Source organism: Marinobacter sp. R17 (assembly GCF_003789045.1).
Lineage (GTDB): Bacteria > Pseudomonadota > Gammaproteobacteria > Pseudomonadales > Oleiphilaceae > Marinobacter_A > Marinobacter_A mangrovi.
Genome location: NZ_RHGZ01000030.1, coordinates 46,156 through 64,719, shown reverse-complemented (window position 1 = coordinate 64,719; position 18,564 = coordinate 46,156). Strand labels below are relative to the sequence as shown.

Here is an 18,564-nt window from a genome sequence, read left to right as displayed (position 1 = left end):
CACTTCGACCGGTTAGGCGTGCCGCGTCTCTCGTAAACCTCAACTTCTCGAACCGCCCGGTGCGGACCCGCTTGCCGGGTGGTGTGGGAGGGGCGGAGCCAGAAGGCTCCCCCCTATCCCGATATGTGGGGTAGGTTACGGGCCTGGGTAGGGTGAACATGGCGGGGACGTTATCGGCGCCTCAGACGCTAAAACGTCTGCGACACGCTCGAGTAAGCCTTTAATGTAGCCGACGCTTCCGCTTCGGAGCAGCCCAACGGGCTGCCTGTCTCTCCCGCGGCGCGCGGGAACCACCGTCTTAAAACTGATGATACCGAATCGCCGTCGCCGCTCGCCGAATGGCATCCGCATGGGTTTTCTCCAGTTCAAACCGCTGCTCGTCCAGTTTACGGATGAAGTGTGACGCCGTGTCCTGCCGAGCCTGATGCGTCGGCATATGCTCCAGCGCATCGTGCATCTCCTGGAAAATGCGGTAAGGCGATTGCTCCAGCAGTTCCGGCGCCAGGTGATCCAGCAGCCCCTTGAGGCGCAGGCAGGCTTCGGAATATTCCACCTGGTCCTGTTCCACAGACATCGCGAGAACCCGGACGCTTTCAATCATCTGGTCACGGCGTTGCTGCCGGAAGGCTTCGTTACGCGCTGTCTGCTGGTTCTGCTGCCGCAACAGCCGGGTCCGTTGCCAGATAAAGCGGGCCAGTAAGGCAATCACGGCCAGCCCGGCAATAATCAGGACCCATTGTATCCATTGCGGCATGCAGCGCCTCCTTGAGTGTTGGTTCAGGCCCGCTGGCGGTCTTCCGCCGGCTGACGGGCGCGGATCTGGACGGTCTGTCCATTCAATACGGACGTGCCGCTGACTGGATCGACCTGATCGTCGCAGATCACGTCATTGATGCTGGCTCCGGCGTGGGCATTGGCCACTCGCTGGGCGGTGCCCGAGCGATCATGGCCCCAGCCATGGGGGATCGACACGACGCCGGGCATGATATCTTCCGTGATCTCGGCGGGGATCACAATCGAACCGACCGCCGAAGTCACTTCGGCTTCTGCGCCGTCGGTCACGCCCAGGCGCTGTGCGTCGGACGGGTGAATCATCAGAGTACAGCGGGATTTGCCTTTCACCAGTCGCTGGCTGTTGTGCATCCAGGAATTGTTGCTGCGGACGTGGCGGCGCCCGATCAACTGCATCTCGCTCCCGGGCGTGGCCATCAGGACCTCGTACAGCCGGGGCAGATCGTCCAGGTAACGCCGCGGGGCCAGGTTGACCATGCCGTCCCGGGTGTAGAGCCGGTCGGGCAGGGAAGGGCGCAAGGGGCCGAGATCCACGCCGTGTGGCTGCTCACGCAATGTGGCCAGCGACAGGCCTTTGGGCAGATCCTGCCAGCGACGGTCCAGCGGGCTCAATCGGGTGAGATGGCGCAAGGGGTGGCGCTTGGGAAGGACCGCTTCGATCAGGTCCGTGGCCGGTTGCAGCAGGGGCTGTAGTCGGCCCACCGGTTGCCCATAGGGCCCCGTGCGCAGAGCCACATCCAGCAGCGTATCCGGCCCCAGCCGCTTGAAGGCCTGCCAGCCCAGCTCCTGCCGGAGCCCCAGGCGGCCCCCTTTTTTCAGCCGCTCCAGGCGGTGGGCGAGTTCCAGCAGGATCTGCCAGTCGTGGCGGGCGTTGGCCGAGGGCTCGAACAGCGGCTCGCTGAACTTCGCCACATTACGCACCGCCATCATATTGAAGATCAGGTCGTAGTGGCTGCGCTCCAGGGCGTGTGTGGGCGGCAGGATAATGTCGGCGTGGCGGGTGGTTTCATTCAGGTAGTAATCCACCGAGACCATGAAGTCGAGCTGATCCAGCGCCTGCTCCATGCGGGTGCCGTTGGGGCTGGACAGGACGGGGTTGCCGGCGATGGTGACGAACGCCCGGATCTGGCCGTCGCCTGGAGTAAGGATTTCGTCGGCCATGGCACTGGCGGGGTATTCGCCGCCGAACTCGGGGAGTCCCTTGACCCGGCTGTGCCGGCGACCAATATGCCCGCGCTGGCCGGATAGGGCGCCCAGCGCCACCAGATCGACCGCGGGCTGTGTAAACATCAGGCCCCCGGTGGCATCCAGCTTGCCGGTCAGGATATTCAGCAGGTAGATCAGCCAGGTGGCGATGCCGCCAAATGACTGCGTGCTGGTGCCGATCCGGCCATAGAGGACTGCCCGCTGCGTGGTGGCCAGCCGGCGGGCGAGAATGCGGATCTGGGTGGGATCGACGCCGGTATGACCGGCCACGGCTTCGGGCGCGTAGGGCAGGCAGGCGAGTCGCACCAGGTCCAGATCGCGGCTCCAGTGTTCGGCGGTACCGAGGTTGACCAGGTCTTCATCGAACAGCGTGTGCAGCATCCCCATCAGTAACTGGGCATCGCTACCGGGCCGCACAAAGTGGAATTCATCGGCTTCGCGGGCGGTCTCGGTGCGCCGCGGATCAATCACCACCAGTTGGCCGCCTCGCGCCTTGAGGGCTTTCAGGCGGCCCCGGAAGTCCGGCACGCTCATCAGGCTGCCGTTGGACGCCATGGGGTTGGCGCCGATGCAGATCATCAGTTCGCTGTGGTCGATGTCCGGAATCGGGAACAGGACCTGGTGGCCAAACATTTCCAGGTTGGCCAGCATGTGGGGCAGCTGGTCGTTGGAGGTCGCGGAAAACCGGTTCTGGGTGCCCAGGGCCCGAAGGAACGGCAGGCCGGCAATCATGGCGCCGTGGTTGTGGACGTTGGGGTTGCCCTGATAGGTGCCCACGGCGTTGCGGCCGTACTCGCGGCGGATCTGGTATAGACGTTCGGCAACGAAATCGAAGGCCGCGTCCCACTCCATTTCCTCCCAGCCGTCGGCCGTGCGGCGCAGCGGCCTGGTCAGGCGATCCGGATCGTTGTGCAAATCCTGCAGCGCGACCGCCTTGGGGCAGATGTGGCCGTGGCTGAACGGATCGTCCGCATCGCCCTTGACCGAGGCAATCTGCCCGTCCTTCACTTCGATGGCGACGCCGCACATGGCCTCGCAGAGGTGGCACGTGCGGTAGTGGATGCCGTTATCCATGCTGATCTCTCCCGATTTTTTTATTGTCGCTGTGGTGTCATTCTGGTTTTTTTAGGCAACCAGATTAGCAGGAATGTGGGTGGAGTTGAAAAGGCCTGCCATTGGTCATCCGTTGGGCGGTTTTGACCCATTAGAGGTGGGCGGCAAACGATAGGTTGCTGTGGACATATCTGAATTCATACCTTGGGGCTGAAACCCATGGACACCATCGCTTCCGCCGCCCTAGAGGGCCATCCGTGGCCCGCTTTTGCGGTCAAGGACATTCTTGTCCTTTTCTCCAGCGATGGTGTCCATGGGTTTCGATCAGACCGCGTGTCATATCCGCGGGCGTGATGGATAGGTCTGCTGCTCACTCGAGCATGTAGCAGATGCTTTAGCTTCTGAGGCGCCGAAGGCGCCCCGCGGACTTCCCGTGACCATAAAAAAGGCCAGCCCGAAGGCTGGCCTTTTGGTTCGAGGCTGGTATCAGCCGTCTTCTGGAATCTCCTTGATGGGATTGGAGATAAAGTTCAGGTAAACGCCATTTTCGGGGATTTTCAGCGGAATGACTACGGCACCTTCGTTGTCACTTGAGCCCGACGCCTCACACTGACTGAAATCTAATTGGAAGATACCTGTGACACAAGCCAGGAAATCCACTGCGCCAGACAATGCACTATTCTCGATTTTCACAACAACATTGATTTCCGGTGCGTTGGTATTCCGCTGCTCAATCTGCATTCGACCATCATCAAAGAACGTAATGTCGCCTTGAAGATCCAGCGTGACTTCGTAACTGAAAAGGTTGTGAGCAAGTACGTCGCCCAGGGGCAACTCAAGCCCGGGCGCATCAAGTAATAGATCTGCTGTTGTCTTGAATTTTGGACCTTCATCGGTCTGATAGATGACGCCTGGAATTAGATCAGTCCGTTTCCCGTCATTGTCCAAATCGGCATAGCGCATTCGGAGCATTTGAGGGCCAGTCACTTGGGGTTGATCCGGTGGAAGAATAATGTTCGAAAGGAAGTCACCTTTCAGGTAGACGTCGATTGAGGTCGCCACCAGCATGGTTGGATAGAGAAACACGCGGATACCCTTGCTGGGGTCGTCAGGGTCGACGGGGCCTACAACTTCCGTATTGAGTCCCCCCGTTTGATAAATGAATTTTTTATCCGGACAGGGATTGGGGTCATCAACTTCGCAACCGACACGACTTTCACCATCCTGAGTGATGATAAACGGGGCGCCATTGGTTTTGAGTTTTGCAGCGTTGGACGAGGGTTTGTACCCCCCATCTGCTGCGGGTTCAGAAGGGAAGTCGGCAGGTTCGTCGCTATCAATATCGAAGTCAGCATTTACGTCGCGAGCAGGCAAATTGCGAAGAGGTGTATACACCGTTTTAATTGATGAAGTTCCTCGGAAGTAAATCGCCATAGGCTCGCCGCCATTGTCGAGCGCGTTCTCTAGAACGTCGGTCTGAAGCGCTGCGCCACTGGTAGAGCAAATAACATTGGCACAGTCACCGTTTTCAGCAGACACGAGCGTGTAACGATAAGCCTGTCCTTCGCCCCACGGTTTGTCCGGATAAAAGCGAATCCGTTGATTATTCTTCTCCAGGCGGCCTGAAATTTCGCCAGTGGAATTGCCCGAATCATCCACTGATTCGACTTTGAAGGTCTCCCCGAGGCGAATTGAATTCAGGTCCATGGACTGTGAGAAAACTACAACAATTGGCCGGTTGGCTGGCAGCGTTGTAACGGGCAAGACATCGCCTTCCGCTGTACCAGAATCTTCATAGGGCTTGTCCTTACACTGACCGTGAGTGTTATTGGTAAGGTCGACGCCCGTCGTAACGCAGGGGTATCCAGGGTAGGTCGTGACAGCCAGCGGGGAAGCAGACGGTGTCGAGGAATCCGGCAACGCAAAACTCAACGTCCGGGTGGTCGCACCATTCCCCGACACGTCCGTCAGCGAGCTGTTGATGTTAACCGTGTAGTCCACGCCATGCTCCAACCCGCCAACCGGGTTCACCGCAATCGTGGTGCCATCCAGCTTGGTCCGCACGTCGCTGACTTCCGTGCCGTCGGCATAGAGCGTCACACCACCGGCCACAGTATCCGGATCCAGCGGTTCGTCGAAGTTCAACACGACCGGGTCACCCGGGCGTTGCATGGCCTGACGGGTATCGGGAATGGCGTCTTCCGGTCCCGGCATCCAGCTCACCAGCTCCGGGCCGGTTTCGTCGATCGGGCGGTCCGGTGCGGTCATCTGCTCAGACGTATCCGCCTCGATGTGGAAGGCGATGGTGGAGTCGGTGTATTCCTGGCCCAGCAGGTTGGGCTCGACCATGCCGATGGCGTCGATGGTCAGGATGCCGTCCTTGACGATGGCGATGCCGGTCAGCTCGACCCGCAACAGGTCCTGGGACAGTGACGCGTTAGGCTGGGCCTCCTCGGTGTTCATGGATACGTCCATCCACAGGCGGACGTGGCGCGGTGCTTCGTCGTCATCGCTGTAGGGATTGGGGTAGAGGTAACCCATGGCATCCGACAGCATGGTGACCTTGATGGTGCCGGTCTCCTGGGGCTGGCCGGTTTCGGCGTTGAGGATGGGGACGCTGCCGTTGATTTTTACGTCCAGGCTGGTGCTTTGCAGGATCGTGCCCTTGGGTACGCGCAGCGGCACCGGCGTGTCGCCCGGGAAGCTGGGAGCGTAGCCCAGTTCGGCATACAGCGCGCCGGTCTGTTGAGATGGGCCGGCGGTGCCCTGGAGTACGGAGTTCAGCGTCACCGCGTTGACGTACTGGCCGTTCAGGATCGACTGTTCGCTGAAGTTGGAGTCGACGATCTTCTGGTACAGGACCTCGGTCGGGCCGGTTTCCTGCGGCGTGAAGGTTTTCTCGTAGGTCAGCGAGTTGCCCTTCATGTCCATCAGACCGTTGATGCTGAGCGTGTAGGTCTCGTCAGGATCCAACTGGTCGTCGGCGCTGCCGCATTGGTGGGGATCATCCACGGTGCAGGGATCGACCGTCAGTTTGTTGTCCGAGACCAGTAACGTCGCCGGGACCAGTTCGCCGTTGCCGTCGAGCAGGGAAACCGTGGTGCCATAGACGGCCGAATCGGGATGGATCGGATGGCTGGTACGCAACCGGATGGTGGAGAAATCCATGAACTTGAAGGTGTCGCCATCCGGCAGCGTGTCGACGACCTTGAAATCCGCCGACAGGTTGGCCAGCTGGGCCACGCCGGTGAGGCTGCCCCGAGTCGTGAATTGGACGCCATCGGCGCCCACGGCGTTGGGCGTGCCGATGGTGCGATTGCCGGCTGCGTCCAGGTTATCCGCGAAGCTGACGGTGTATTCAGTGCCTGGTGCCAGCTCGCTGTCGGGAGACAAGACCAGGCTGTTGCCGCCGTCCACCTTCTCGACGCTGAACGGCACGCTGGTATCGCTGCCGGCCGCTGTGATCCGGATCTTGCTGGCGGCGTCTTCATCGGTGATGGCGTTCGAAAACCGCAGGACCACATCCGCTTTGGTAGAGATGCTGGCCTGGCCGTCCGCCGGGTAGGCGTAGACGACCGAGCCCGGCATCTGGGGTTCGTTCACGGTCTGTTCTTCACCCCCGCAGGCTGCCAGCAGCAATGCGGGGGCCAGAGCCAATATCTTGTTGTATTTCATGGCCTGTACCTCTTGCTCAGAATTTCAGCGTTACAGAGCCGCTAAACACATCGACTTCGCCATCGGTGGTGACGACTTCGCCGTCACGGGTGCCGGGCTTGGTGCTGTCGATCGTGAAATCGCGGTCCTGCAGCATCTGGCGTTGATAGGCAATATCGAAACGCACCGGGTAGGTCAGCACGCGCGTGCGGGTGTACTCCGCGCTCAGGCCGATACCGGCGATGTACTTGTCGTTATCGAAGTAGTTGACGTCCTGGGTGCTGTTGCTCTTGAGTGCGGACTCCTGGTACGCGAAACCAAGGGTCAGGCCGAAGTGCTCGGCAAACTTGAACTCGGCACCGATCCGCGGGATCAGGATGTCCTTGAAGCGGGCATTGGCCTGGTCCTTGATCGTGTCGTTGTCAAACTCATCTTCCAGGTCCGACCAGTTTTGCTGCTCGAGCGTCAGGCCCAGGCGCCAGGAATCGGTGCCGTACTGGATGCCGGCCGCGTAGATGGACGGTTGATAGGAGTCATAGGTCAGCACCGAGAAGACCAGCGGAGCACTCTCCGGAATCAGGCCCGGAATGACGGTGTTGGCGCTGACTTCGGTGTTGGTGTTGGAACTGCTGCGATAGGCGAAGGCGGTTTCCCAGCCGTCCAGCCAGCACTCGCTGTCCGGGCAGAAGGTCTCCCCGAGATCGATGCTGGTACTGAGGATGGAGCGGATGGATGGCTTCGCGTTCACCGTCAGGGATTCGTACTGCGTGTTCCCGGCCAGGTCGGTGGTGGTCTTCAGGCTCGCGCTGGAGTGAAGCGTGATGCGCGCCGAAGCGCCCACATCGATGCCGCGCCAGAGCGTGGTGGCGCCCCCCAGCAGCAGGAACAGGGGCTGGCGGCCGTATTCCAGGAACTGGCCAGTCTCCGAGGTGTTGGATTCGAAGGCGAGCATTTCCTTGCCGTACTTCTCAACGCCGGCCATGAAGCCGAGGTAGATCGGGTGGTCGAAACGGGTCAGAGAGGTCAGGTTGGTTTTCATGCCGATCAGGACGTGCTGACTTTCCTGATCGGAGACCACGTCACCATCCCGGTACGGTGACTTGGCACGCAGCTCCGGTTGAGCGTGCATCAAACCGGACGTCAGTTCGCCTCGGGGATCCTTGGCCAGGTAAGCCGGGTTGTAGTAAGTCGCCGAGACCTGGCTGTTGAACATGGACAAGGCCTGGGCAGACGCGACATCCGTTGGCAGGATGCCGTAGGTGGTACCGATATTCCCCATACTGGCGGATGCGGTGGAGGCCATACCGGCCAGGGTAAGGGTGACCGCCGAGATCAGGAGTCGGGACGGCTGGGGCGCCTGATGTGTCATGTGGATACTCCATTATTTGTTTTCTTGTTCTGCCCGGGTTACGGGGTGCGTTCCTTCAGCGATGCATCCTGTCGGGCATTCTTAATGGGACATTTGTGCACTTATTGTTTTGTTGTGATCTTAGGCCGTAATGGGCCACGGGTGTTTGGCCTGACTGACAGCTGCTTCAGTCCGTCTAGTCATATGAGGCCGCGGCTGTGTAAAACGCCGTTAAGGTGGTTTCAGTGTAGGCCGACATAAGTCGGGTTTAGGTCATAAAAAACAGATATTTAACGGGTTTTTACATGGATTTGCGATCTGTCGCTTCGAGGGGCGTATGGAATTGTTGCGGCGTGTTCATTTTGGTTCCGGTGTGAACTGGGTCACAAAATTGGCGGGTGTTGGAGGGCGCCACCTGATCGGCCGACGAGCAGGAAAGTTGACGCGATCCTACGCGATTGGTGCATAATAGACCGGTCGTCTATATTGGTGGGCAATGACACTTTTCCGCGCACGCTGCCCATCGGAATGTCCTTGGCGTGCACTCACGCCGCGAATGAAGGAGCCCGATCATGATCGACCTTTATTACTGGACCACCCCGAACGGCCACAAGATCAGTATCTTCCTGGAAGAGGCCGGTCTGGAATACCGGACCATCCCGATCCACATCGGCCGGGGTGACCAGTTTGGTGAGGCCTTCCTGAAAATCTCTCCCAACAACAAGATCCCGGCGATCGTGGACCACAACCCGGTGGATGGCGGTGCGCCACTCTCCCTGTTTGAATCCGGCGCGATTCTGGAGTACCTGGCGGAAAAGACGGGCAAATTCCTGTCAAAGGACTTGCGCCAGCGCTGGGATACCCTGCAATGGCTGTACTGGCAGATGGGCGGTTTCGGGCCGATGCTGGGGCAGAACCACCATTTCAAGCAGTACGCGCCGGAGAAAATCAACTACGCCATAGACCGTTATGTCAAAGAGAGCGAGCGGCTTTATGGCGTGCTGGACGACCTGCTGGCGGATCGCGATTACATGGCGGGCGAGTACTCCATTGCCGATATGGCGACCTACCCCTGGGCCAAGGGCTGGGAAAAACAGGGGCAGGATATCGAAACCCTGCCCAATGTGAAGCGCTGGCTGGACGCCATCGGCGAACGCCCGGCCGTGCAGCGCGCCTATGCCCTGGCCGATGAGATCAGCCAGGAGGCGGTGGTCAACGAGGACAGCAAATCCGTTCTGTTCGGTCAGGGGCGGCGCCCGAAGGATTGAGCCGTCTATTATTCGATGGATTCGTAGGGCAGGCCCACATAGTTCTCTGCGATTACGCGCAGGCCGGCTTCAGACTGGATGTGGTAGTCCAGTTCGGCCTGTCGCAGCCGGTACTCGAACTCGTCCTGTCCCTCGAAGCGATGCAGCATCGATGTCATCCACCAGGAAAAGCGCTCTGATTTCCAGACCCGGTTCAGACAGGCCCGGGAATAGTTGGGAATCAGGTCGGTGCGACCGTCCTGACTGATCCTTGTCAGCAATCGATACAGGCTGTTGACGTCGCTGGCCGCCAGGTTCAGCCCTTTGGCGCCGGTCGGGGGAACGATGTGCGCTGCATCGCCCACCAGGAACAGCCGACCGAACTGCATGGGCTCGGCGACGAAGCTGCGCAGGGGCGCGATGCTTTTCTCCAGGGACGGGCCGGTGACCAGGTTGGCGGCGGCGTCGTCCGGAATACGGCGTTTCAGTTCGTCCCAGAAACGCTCGTCCGACCAGTCCTCCACCTTTTCGGTCAAGGGCACCTGCACGTAGTATCGGCTGCGAGTGGCTGAGCGCTGGCTGCACAGGGCAAAGCCCCGTTCGTGATGGGCGTAGATCAGTTCCTCGGAGACGGGTGGCGTATCGGACAGCAGACCCAGCCAGCCGAAGGGGTACACTTTTTCAAAGGTGCGAATGCGATCCTCCGGGATGCTCTGGCGTGAGACGCCATGATAGCCATCGCAGCCTGCCACGTAGTCGCAATCCAGGCGGAAAGTCTCACCGTTTTTCTCGAACGTGACGAAGGGTGCGGCCGACTCCAGATCGTGAAGCCGCACGTTGTCGGTTTCATAGATCGTCTGTCCGCCGGACGCTTCGCGGGCTTCCATCAGGTCGCGGGTGACTTCGGTCTGGCCATAGACCATCACCGACTTGCCGCCAGTCAGTCCTTTCAGGTCCACACGAACCCGGCGATTGTTGACGGCTAATTCGAATCCATCGTGCGGCAGGCCTTCGGCGCCCATCCGCTCGCTCACTCCGGCTTCACGCAGTAGATCCACCATGCCCTGTTCCAATACGCCGGCACGAATGCGGCTGAGCACGTAGTCGCCGCTGCGACGCTCCAGGATCACGTTATCGATACCCTGACGCTGCAGCAGCTGCCCCAGGAGAAGGCCGGAGGGTCCGGCGCCAATAATGGCGATTGTTGTTTTTATCGGTGTGCCTCGGTCGTTTTTGCTATCGTTGTTATTTGTAGTTTTCCGGGAAATGAGTGGCGATATAAGGCAAAATCTGAACAAAGAATTGGACTTTTGCGAGATTGGTTGATCGAAGATCCCGGGAGGCAATATGGCGGGAAGGAGAGACGGCGCAGCGCCCGAGATGGACCGGATCCCCGTCTTCAAACTCTATGGTGAGACCCGGCAATGGCCGACGCCGGATCTGCTGCACTGCGAGTCCATTGCCGCCCGCAGCCGGCTCCACGACTGGCATATCCGCACCCATCGCCATGCGGATCTGGTGCATGTGCTGTACATCCAGACCGGGCAGGTCGCTTTGGAACTGGAAGGGCTGGAACATGATCTGAAGGGTCCGCTGCTCATCGTGATCCCGGCCATGACCATTCATGGTTTTCGGTTCAGTGAAGATATCGACGGCCACATCATCACGCTCGCCCGACCATTGGCGGAGCATCTGGCCAACTGGCCGGGCGCCGCAGCGCCGGTGCTGACCCGCCCCGGCTTCTATCCGTTGCAAGCGGGAAAGGCGGCCCGGCGCATCCAGCGCCTTGTGGACGAGATCGCCGAGGAATATCGCGACCCGGGCATCGGTCGGGACATGGCGCTGCATGGACTGATCCAGGCGCTGGTCAGCCAGCTGATGCGCCGGCGCGAACGGGATGTGTCTCGTACGGGAACGTCATCGCACCGGGGTGAGTCCCGTTCGGAGCGGTCCGGCGAGCATGTGCGTCAGTTCCAGGCGTTGATCGAAAGCCATTTCCTCGGCCAGCCGACCATCGAATGGTTTGCCGATTCCCTGGGCATCACGGCGGCCCACCTCAATGCCCTGTGTCGGCGTGAGACCGGCGCCAGCGCCTTGCAGCTGTTGCACGAGCGGGTGCTTCTGGAGGCCAAGCGCAATCTGACCTACACCAATCTCACCATCAGCCAGGTTTCCGACATGCTGGGGTTTTCCGAGCCGGCCTACTTCACCCGTTTTTTCAAGCGACTGACCGGGTTTACGCCCAAGGCCTTCCGGATTCGGCACAGTGGTTCGATGACCATCCCGGAATCCGGGGGCGACCTGCCCGGTACCCGCTAGATCAGCGCCTTTCCCCGACGGGACACTAGAACGTCAGTTCCAGTCCCGCGTAAACCGTGCGTCCCGAGGCCGGTTCGTAATAGCGGCCGTTGCTGGCATTGATGCGCACGTTGGCGAAGTATTCCTCGTCGGTTAGGTTGCGGATGCCGGCATAGGCTTGCAAAAGGGTGTCGCGGCTGACGTACCAGCCGTCGCCGCCCCGCAGGCTCAAGAGCCAGTAGTCGTCCACGTCGACGGTATTGGCGTCATCGGCTTTCATATCGCCTACGTAGCGAGCTTCAATCGCGGCGAAACGCTCACCAGAGCCCTGCCATTTCAGCTGGTTGTTCCAGGTCTGTTCCGGCAGGCCGGGAATGCGGTTGCCGTCGTAGTTGTTACCGGACGATTCATAGTCATCAAAGCGATAGCGGGCGAGTGTCAGCGCGGATTCCAGGCGCCAGGCCGGAGCGAAGCGCCAGCCGACGGCCATCTCGATGCCCTTGCGGGTGGTGTCGCCGGCGTTGCGGTAGAAGGTGCGGTCGCTGTCGCCGGCCAGTTCGTAGGGAATAAGCTCGTCACGCACGTCGACCCAGAATAGGGTCAGGTCGTAGTCGACGTTGTAGCCGAAATGCCCACGCAGACCCAGTTCGTGATTGACGGATTTCTGGGGCTCGATGTCGGGATTGAATCCGCCGACACCACTGGGATTGGCGAACTCCGAGAATGTGGGCGTCTCGAACGCAGTGCTGATGTTGGCGTAAGCCTGGTGGTCGGGCCGGTAACGCCAGCTGAGGCCGGCCGATCCGCTCCACTGGTTGAAGGTCTTGTCGCCGCTCTGGTCGCCATCGTCGAGATAATCGTCGTCCACTTCCAGGTCGACCCGGTCGAAGCGGCCGCCGAGAGAGACGGTCACGGTATCGGTCAGGTCCAGGTCGCCCTGGGCAAACAGGCCGAGTGCGGTCGCTGTTTGCACTTCATCGGCGCTGACGCCTTCGATCTCCCCTGAGAAGGCGACATTGCGACGGCCGCGGTCGTCTTCCTGCCGCCGGGCTTCAATCCCGGTGACGTAGCGGAAGGGCAGGCTTCCGAATGACAGAGACTGGTGGTACTCGGTGCTGGCGCCATAGTAGTCGCGGTCGTAGTTGATCAGGCTGTCGCCGGGATACGGCAGTTGCTGGTCGAAATTCCGGTGCAGATAAAAGGTTTTGGCGTAGAACTCGCCCGGTCCGACGGAAAGATCCTCGTACTGCAGGCCCACCACCTGCTGGTCGACGGTCTGTCCGGTGTCGTACTCCTCGGTAAAGCGACCGGCTTGCTGGCGGTCTTCCTCGACCTGTTCAGCGGTCAGGGCGCCCGGATCGTCTGATCGGGGATTGTCGAGCAGGTTCAGGACCAGGGTCAGCGCCCGGTCACTGCCCAGGTCCCGGCGCAGCTTGCCGTTGAGCAGGTACTTCTCCACGTGACTGTGGTCCCGGTAACCGTCGAAATTCAAAGCGGAAAAACTGATGTTGTGGGACCAGGGACCATCGTGCCCGCTGTGTCCGGCTGCGAACTTGCCGTAACCGTCACTGCCGCCTTCCAGGCGCAGGGTCGTGTGATCCTCGTCGTAGCGACCGTCCGGCGTGGTAACGCTGAGCACGCCGCCTGCTGCGTTGCCGTAGAGCACGGATGCCGGGCCACGAATCACCTCAATGCGCTCGGCGCTGTCCAGGTCGATGGCGTCCAGCTGGGCCTGGCCATCGGGCAGGGTGTAGGGGATGCCGTCCACCAAAACAGTGACGCCGCGCACGCCGAATGGGGCGCGAGCTCCGAACCCGCGAATGGAGAGTCGTTCGCCCTGGGCGAAATTTTCCCGGTTCTGCAGAAACACGCCGGGCACCTGTCCCAGTGACTCGTCCAGCTTCAGGCGCTGCTGGCCGTCCTGGATCTCCGACTGGTCTACGACCGACATGGCGGCCGGTGTGTCATACAGCGAGCGTTCCAGGCGACCGGAGGTGACGGTGATGGTGTTGAGTTCCGGCGTGGCCTGGCCGAGCGCCAGGGTGGGCAGGGCGCACAGGGTCAGGAAAAGCGGCGTTTGAATTCGGATATCAGGCATGGCAATCGCTTCGGCTGGGTGAATGTCCATTTCGGTAGGAGGCTAATTTTCTGCCTCCAGCCGAAACCGGTCAATTCGGGGAATAGCCTATTTTCAGCGTTTTCCCGGGCCGCTTCAGTTGCAGCTGTATCGAAAGCTGTTATCCAGGTCCAGTGGCAGCACCAGCGTGCTGAACTGGCGGTTGACGCTATCGGTGCACAGGGCCGCCCGAGCGGTGGCATCGTTGACGTACTGATCCTGGTACTCGGCATTGAGCACGGCCTTGTTGGCATCGATAAACGGCTGCAACCGATCGCACTCACTGTACTCAAAGCACTCTTCGTTCACCGCGAAATCAAAATAATTTACCAGTGAGTCAATCTGGTTCAGATCGTTCTTTAGACCCACGGCCAGCGTTCTTTGGTGGGCCTCGTTGGCGATCCAGCGGTTGTAGGCGAGCTGGTCCGCGGCGGTGAAATCGAAGCCGGGATCGTTGGTGTAGCCGTCCATGTTATCCGGTTCGACACCATCGCAGCCCTTATCGGCCGCCAGATCCAGCCGCGCCGCCATGATCTCGCGCACGTTCTCGTTGCGGATATCCAGCCAGCGTTCGCCGTCCCAACCATCCAGGCTGTTGCCCAGATCGGCGGCCTCGAAGTCTCCGGCATCGTCGCGCCAGTTTTCATAGGAGCCGGCTGAAAAATAGCAGATGACCTTCTTGCCGGTGGCCTGGATGGACTGGATGAGCGACACGTCCGAATCGAAGAGATCAATGTCGTAGATTTCCACGTCGTAGTCCGTGTCCACCGTGCCCTGGAGCTGCCACTGCCAGGTCGCCAGTGGAACGGGTTGGTACCAATCGCCGCCGGTGATGGGATCGGAGTCCGAACTGGCCGAGGTGTTATCTGATGTGTCGCCTGACGATGAACCACCGCAGCCGACGAGGAGGAAAGACAGAAAAAACAGCATTCCCAATGTTTTCATGGAACCATCCCTGTTCGAAGATTGGGGTCATTATAGGGGGGCGGTGTGGCGAGTGGATTGCCCAATCCCGTTTGGTTACCAAATAAAACAGAAGTGGGTAAGGGCAGTGTTGCCGGGAAAACGTTGGGGGAGAGAGGCCCCGGGCCGCCGAAAGGCGGAGCCCGGGGTGGGGCGATGGATCAGTAGTGAATCACCGTCCGGATGCTCTTGCCTTCGTGCATCAGCTCGAACGCTTCGTTGATGTCTTCGAGCTTCATGTTGTGGGTGATGAAGGTGTCCAGCGGGATCTCGCCTTTTTCAGCTTTTTCCACGTAACCCGGCAGTTCGGTGCGGCCCTTGACGCCGCCGAAGGCGGAGCCCTTCCAGACCCGGCCGGTGACCAGCTGAAACGGGCGGGTGCTGATTTCCTCGCCGGCGCCGGCGACGCCGATGATGATGGATTCGCCCCAGCCTTTATGGCAGCACTCCAGAGCGGCGCGCATCAGCTTCACGTTGCCGACGCACTCGAATGAGTAGTCGACGCCGCCGTCGGTCATCTCGACGATGACTTCCTGGATCGGCTTGTCGTAGTCGTTCGGGTTGACGAAGTCGGTGGCGCCCAGCTCTTCGGCGATCTTGAACTTGGCCGGGTTGATGTCGATGGCGATGATGCGACCGGCCTTGGCCATCTTGGCACCGATGATCGCGGCCAGACCGATACCGCCCAGACCAAAGATGGCGACGGTGGCGCCTTCCTCGACTTTCGCGGTGTTCAGGACCGCGCCGATACCGGTGGTCACGCCGCAACCCAGCAGGCACACCTTGTCCAGCGGCGCTTCCTTGGGAATCTTCGCCAGCGACACTTCCGGCAGCACGGTGTATTCCGAGAAGGTGGAGGTGCCCATGTAGTGATACAGCGGCTCGCCCTTGTAGCTGAAGCGGCTGGTGCCGTCCGGCATCACGCCCTTGCCCTGGGTGGCCCGGACCGAGCCGCACAGGTTGGTTTTGCCGGATTTGCAGAACTTACACTCGCCGCACTCGGCGGTGTAGAGAGGAATCACGTGATCGCCTACTTCGACGGAGGTCACGCCCTCACCGACGGCTTCAACGATACCGCCGCCTTCGTGACCAAGAATGGTCGGGAACAGGCCTTCCGGGTCGGCGCCGGACAGGGTGTAGGCGTCGGTGTGGCACACGCCGGTAGCGACAATGCGAACCAGCACCTCGCCCGCCTTGGGTGGTTCCACGTCCACTTCAACGATTTCCAGGGGCTTATTGGGGCCAAAGGCAACGGCCGCGCGGGATTTCATCTGTCGGTTCTCCTCAATTTCGATGTGCCATGCAATTCGATTAGGATAATGCACACTTCCGCCGTCTGCCCGTCGAATTGCCCCGGATCAGGGACACATCGCCTGTAAATTTGGACACGGCGCGCCATCCGTCCTTCAGTGAAGAGGTTTTGCATGTCCGAACGCCAGAGACACCGCGTTGATCTGGTCATCTATCCGGGGTTCAAATCACTGGAGGCCATCGGCCCGCTGACGGTGTTCACCTATGCTAACAAGCACCTGGAAAGCCAGGGAATGCCCGCGTTCTATGACATCCGGGTGGCTGCCGCGATCGCCGGACCCGTGGTATCCGACACGGTCATGACGCTGGAAGCCGCCCAGCGACTCGATCCGGACGATCTGCCCGATACCGCCCTGGTGGCCGGCGCCCATGATATCGAAGGCTCCATGGCCAACGCCCAGGGTGTGATCGACTGGGTGAAAACCAGTGCGCCGCGGATCAAACGGTTCGCGGCGCTGTGTACGGGCACCTTCTTCCTGGCGGAAGCCGGACTGTTGGATGGCCGGCGGGCGACCACCCACTGGCGCATGTCGAAGCGGCTGGAGCAGCGCTTTCCGGCGATCGAGGTGGACGTGGATGCGATCTTCATCCAGCAGGACAACCTGTGGACGTCGGCCGGCGTGAGTGCGGCGATCGACCTGTCGCTGGCCTTTGTGGAGCGGGACTGCGGTCACAAGCTGGCGCTGGAAGTGGCGCGGGATCTGGTGATCTTCCTCAAGCGGCCGGGCGGGCAATCCCAGTTCAGTGCGGACCTGGCCAGTCAGATGTCCCAGTCCTCCGCCGTGCGGCGCATTCAGGCCTGGATCCTGGATCATCTGGAGACGCCCTTTACGTCCCAGGAGTTGGCTGAGGAAGCCGCCATGAGCCTGCGCCATCTCACGCGGCTGTTCCAGAAGGAGACCGGGATGAGTCCCCTGGAGTTTGTCGAGCGCTCGCGTCTCGACAAGGCGCGCCGCCTGTTGCAGGACACGGAATTGCCCCTGAAAAGCATCGCCTTTCGCTGCGGCTTTTCGTCGGATGAGCAGCTTCGTCGCACCTTCCGCAAGTACCTGTCGATCCTGCCCACCGATTATCGGGCGCGCTTCTCCAGTCCCAACTGATGCCCACAAAAAAGCCCCGCCGTGCGGGGCTTTGATGGCTTGGAGGGCAAGGCCTACAGGAACGTCAGCCCAAGGCTGATCAATACACCGGTAATGATCAGCAGCAACAGGCAGTAGCCCATGATGTCCTTGGCTTTCAGGCCGGCGATGGCCAGTACCGGCAACGCCCAGAAGGGCTGCAGCAGGTTGGTCCAGGCATCGCCCCAGGCCACGGCCATGGCGACACGGGGAATATCGGCGCCCAGCTGCTGGGCGGCCGGAATCATCACCGGAGCCTGCACGGCCCACTGGCCGCCACCGGACGGTACGAAGATGTTGACCACGCCCGCACTAATAAAGCTCCAGAACGGCAGGGTGTCGGCGCTGGCAATCGAGGCGAAACCGCTGGAAATGGTCCCGGCCAGACCGGACTGGGTCATGATCGCCATGATGCCCGCATAGAACGGGAACTGGATGACGATGCCGGCTCCGCCGCTGATCGCTTCATTCAGGCTGATGAGCAGGCGGCGTGGGGTCTGGTGCAGGATGATGGCGAGGAACAGGAACATGAAGTTCACGATGTTCAGGTTCAGCCCGCCGTCTTTGACGAAATACTGGAAGGTAAACGCCAGGCCGGCAAAACCGACCAGCCACGCCAGCAGACGGCTGTTTTCCAGGTGTTCCGCCGGACGGGTGATGGAGACCGCTTCGTCGCTACCGTCGTCCAGTTTTTTCGGATCCACGAAGATGCTCTCGCTCTGTGGCGGGAGCATCAGGCGGTTCACGATCGGGACGAGGACAAACAGCGCCACCACGATCGCCAGGTTAAAGAAGGAAAAAATGGTCTCGCCGGTGCCAATTACACCGATCATGTCCTCGGCGAAATGACCCTCGGTGGCGATGGTCAGTGGAATGGAGCCGGCCAGACCGCCGTGCCAGACGATGAAGCCCGAGTAGGCACTGGCAATCAGCAGCGGGTAGTGCACCTGGATACGACGGGCCAGTGCCTTCGCAAACAGGGCGCCGACCACCAGGCCGAAGCCCCAGTTGATCCAGCTGGCGGTGAGGGCGACGAAAGTAACCAGGAGGATAGCCTGCCCGGGGGACCGGGCCAGGCCGGCGATCCGGTCCAGGATGCCTTTCACCAGCGGCGTGTTGGCCAGCATGTAGCCGCTGATCAGCACCAGCAGCATCTGCATGGAGAACGTAAGCAGGTTCCAGAAGCCGTTACCCCACATGGTGACGACGGCCTCAGGCGACTGACCTTCCACGCCCATGGCGGCGACGAAGACCACCAGGGTCAGTAGCAGAACGAAAATGAAGGGATCAGGCAGGTAGCGTTCGACCAGCCGGACGAAGGGTTTCGATGCGCGATTGAGCATTGAATGGATACTCCGTTTATTGTGTTTGTGACGTTATTCGGACTCGCAAAGACAGGGGTGACGAAACCAAGAAAGCCCCGCAGGCGGGGCTTGGGTGGTTCTGTCGTCTGGAAAA

12 protein-coding genes are annotated in these 18,564 nt (G+C 60.5%); 3 read left to right on the top strand and 9 right to left on the bottom strand.

The genetic code is table 11. The features are described from left to right. Window positions 1-298 precede the first annotated feature (298 nt). The 4 genes from EB809_RS17985 to EB809_RS17970 form a co-directional block, all read right to left on the bottom strand. Complete coding sequence (locus EB809_RS17985) at window positions 299-754, bottom strand: DUF2489 domain-containing protein (protein WP_123636225.1); 456 nt, start codon at window positions 752-754, stop codon at window positions 299-301. Between the two features lie 23 nt (window positions 755-777). Beyond that, entirely contained in the window at window positions 778-3,072 is a 2,295-nt protein-coding gene (locus EB809_RS17980) for a molybdopterin oxidoreductase family protein (RefSeq protein WP_123636224.1), read from the bottom strand. Window positions 3,073-3,537: 465 nt separating this feature from the next. Then, window positions 3,538-6,726, bottom strand: a complete 3,189-nt coding sequence (locus EB809_RS17975) for an Ig-like domain-containing protein (protein WP_123636223.1) — start codon at window positions 6,724-6,726, stop codon at window positions 3,538-3,540. Between the two features lie 16 nt (window positions 6,727-6,742). Next, window positions 6,743-8,074: an aromatic hydrocarbon degradation protein gene (locus tag EB809_RS17970; protein ID WP_123636222.1), complete on the bottom strand. Its 1,332-nt coding sequence runs from the start codon at window positions 8,072-8,074 to the stop codon at window positions 6,743-6,745. 551 nt (window positions 8,075-8,625) lie between these two features. On the opposite strand from EB809_RS17970, the gene EB809_RS17965 reads away from it, so the two are divergent. After that, window positions 8,626-9,321 (top strand): glutathione S-transferase N-terminal domain-containing protein, encoded by a 696-nt coding sequence (locus tag EB809_RS17965; RefSeq protein WP_123636221.1) that lies wholly within the window; start codon window positions 8,626-8,628, stop codon window positions 9,319-9,321. Between the two features lie 8 nt (window positions 9,322-9,329). Here the strand turns inward: EB809_RS17965 and pobA are convergent, their stop codons facing one another. Beyond that, window positions 9,330-10,514 (bottom strand): 4-hydroxybenzoate 3-monooxygenase, encoded by a 1,185-nt coding sequence (pobA, locus tag EB809_RS17960; protein WP_123636229.1) that lies wholly within the window; start codon window positions 10,512-10,514, stop codon window positions 9,330-9,332. A 133-nt stretch (window positions 10,515-10,647) separates the two neighbouring features. On the opposite strand from pobA, the gene EB809_RS17955 reads away from it, so the two are divergent. Next, window positions 10,648-11,619 carry a helix-turn-helix domain-containing protein gene (locus tag EB809_RS17955; protein WP_223808024.1) on the top strand — a complete coding sequence of 324 codons (972 nt, stop codon included), beginning with the start codon at window positions 10,648-10,650 and terminating at the stop codon, window positions 11,617-11,619. A gap of 25 nt (window positions 11,620-11,644) precedes the next feature. On the opposite strand, the gene EB809_RS17950 is transcribed toward EB809_RS17955, so the two are convergent. From EB809_RS17950 to EB809_RS17940, 3 genes are all read right to left on the bottom strand, one after another. Further along, window positions 11,645-13,696 carry a TonB-dependent receptor family protein gene (locus tag EB809_RS17950; protein WP_123636220.1) on the bottom strand — a complete coding sequence of 684 codons (2,052 nt, stop codon included), beginning with the start codon at window positions 13,694-13,696 and terminating at the stop codon, window positions 11,645-11,647. Window positions 13,697-13,810: 114 nt separating this feature from the next. Continuing rightward, complete coding sequence (locus EB809_RS17945; protein ID WP_123636219.1) at window positions 13,811-14,659, bottom strand: endo alpha-1,4 polygalactosaminidase; 849 nt, start codon at window positions 14,657-14,659, stop codon at window positions 13,811-13,813. A gap of 179 nt (window positions 14,660-14,838) precedes the next feature. Next, window positions 14,839-15,948 carry an S-(hydroxymethyl)glutathione dehydrogenase/class III alcohol dehydrogenase gene (locus EB809_RS17940; RefSeq protein WP_123636218.1) on the bottom strand — a complete coding sequence of 370 codons (1,110 nt, stop codon included), beginning with the start codon at window positions 15,946-15,948 and terminating at the stop codon, window positions 14,839-14,841. A gap of 153 nt (window positions 15,949-16,101) precedes the next feature. Between EB809_RS17940 and EB809_RS17935 the strand changes: the two genes are divergently transcribed. Continuing rightward, complete coding sequence (locus EB809_RS17935; RefSeq protein WP_123636217.1) at window positions 16,102-17,088, top strand: GlxA family transcriptional regulator; 987 nt, start codon at window positions 16,102-16,104, stop codon at window positions 17,086-17,088. 53 nt (window positions 17,089-17,141) lie between these two features. On the opposite strand, the gene EB809_RS17930 is transcribed toward EB809_RS17935, so the two are convergent. Continuing rightward, window positions 17,142-18,449 (bottom strand): short-chain fatty acid transporter, encoded by a 1,308-nt coding sequence (locus tag EB809_RS17930; RefSeq protein WP_123636216.1) that lies wholly within the window; start codon window positions 18,447-18,449, stop codon window positions 17,142-17,144. Window positions 18,450-18,564 lie beyond the last annotated feature (115 nt).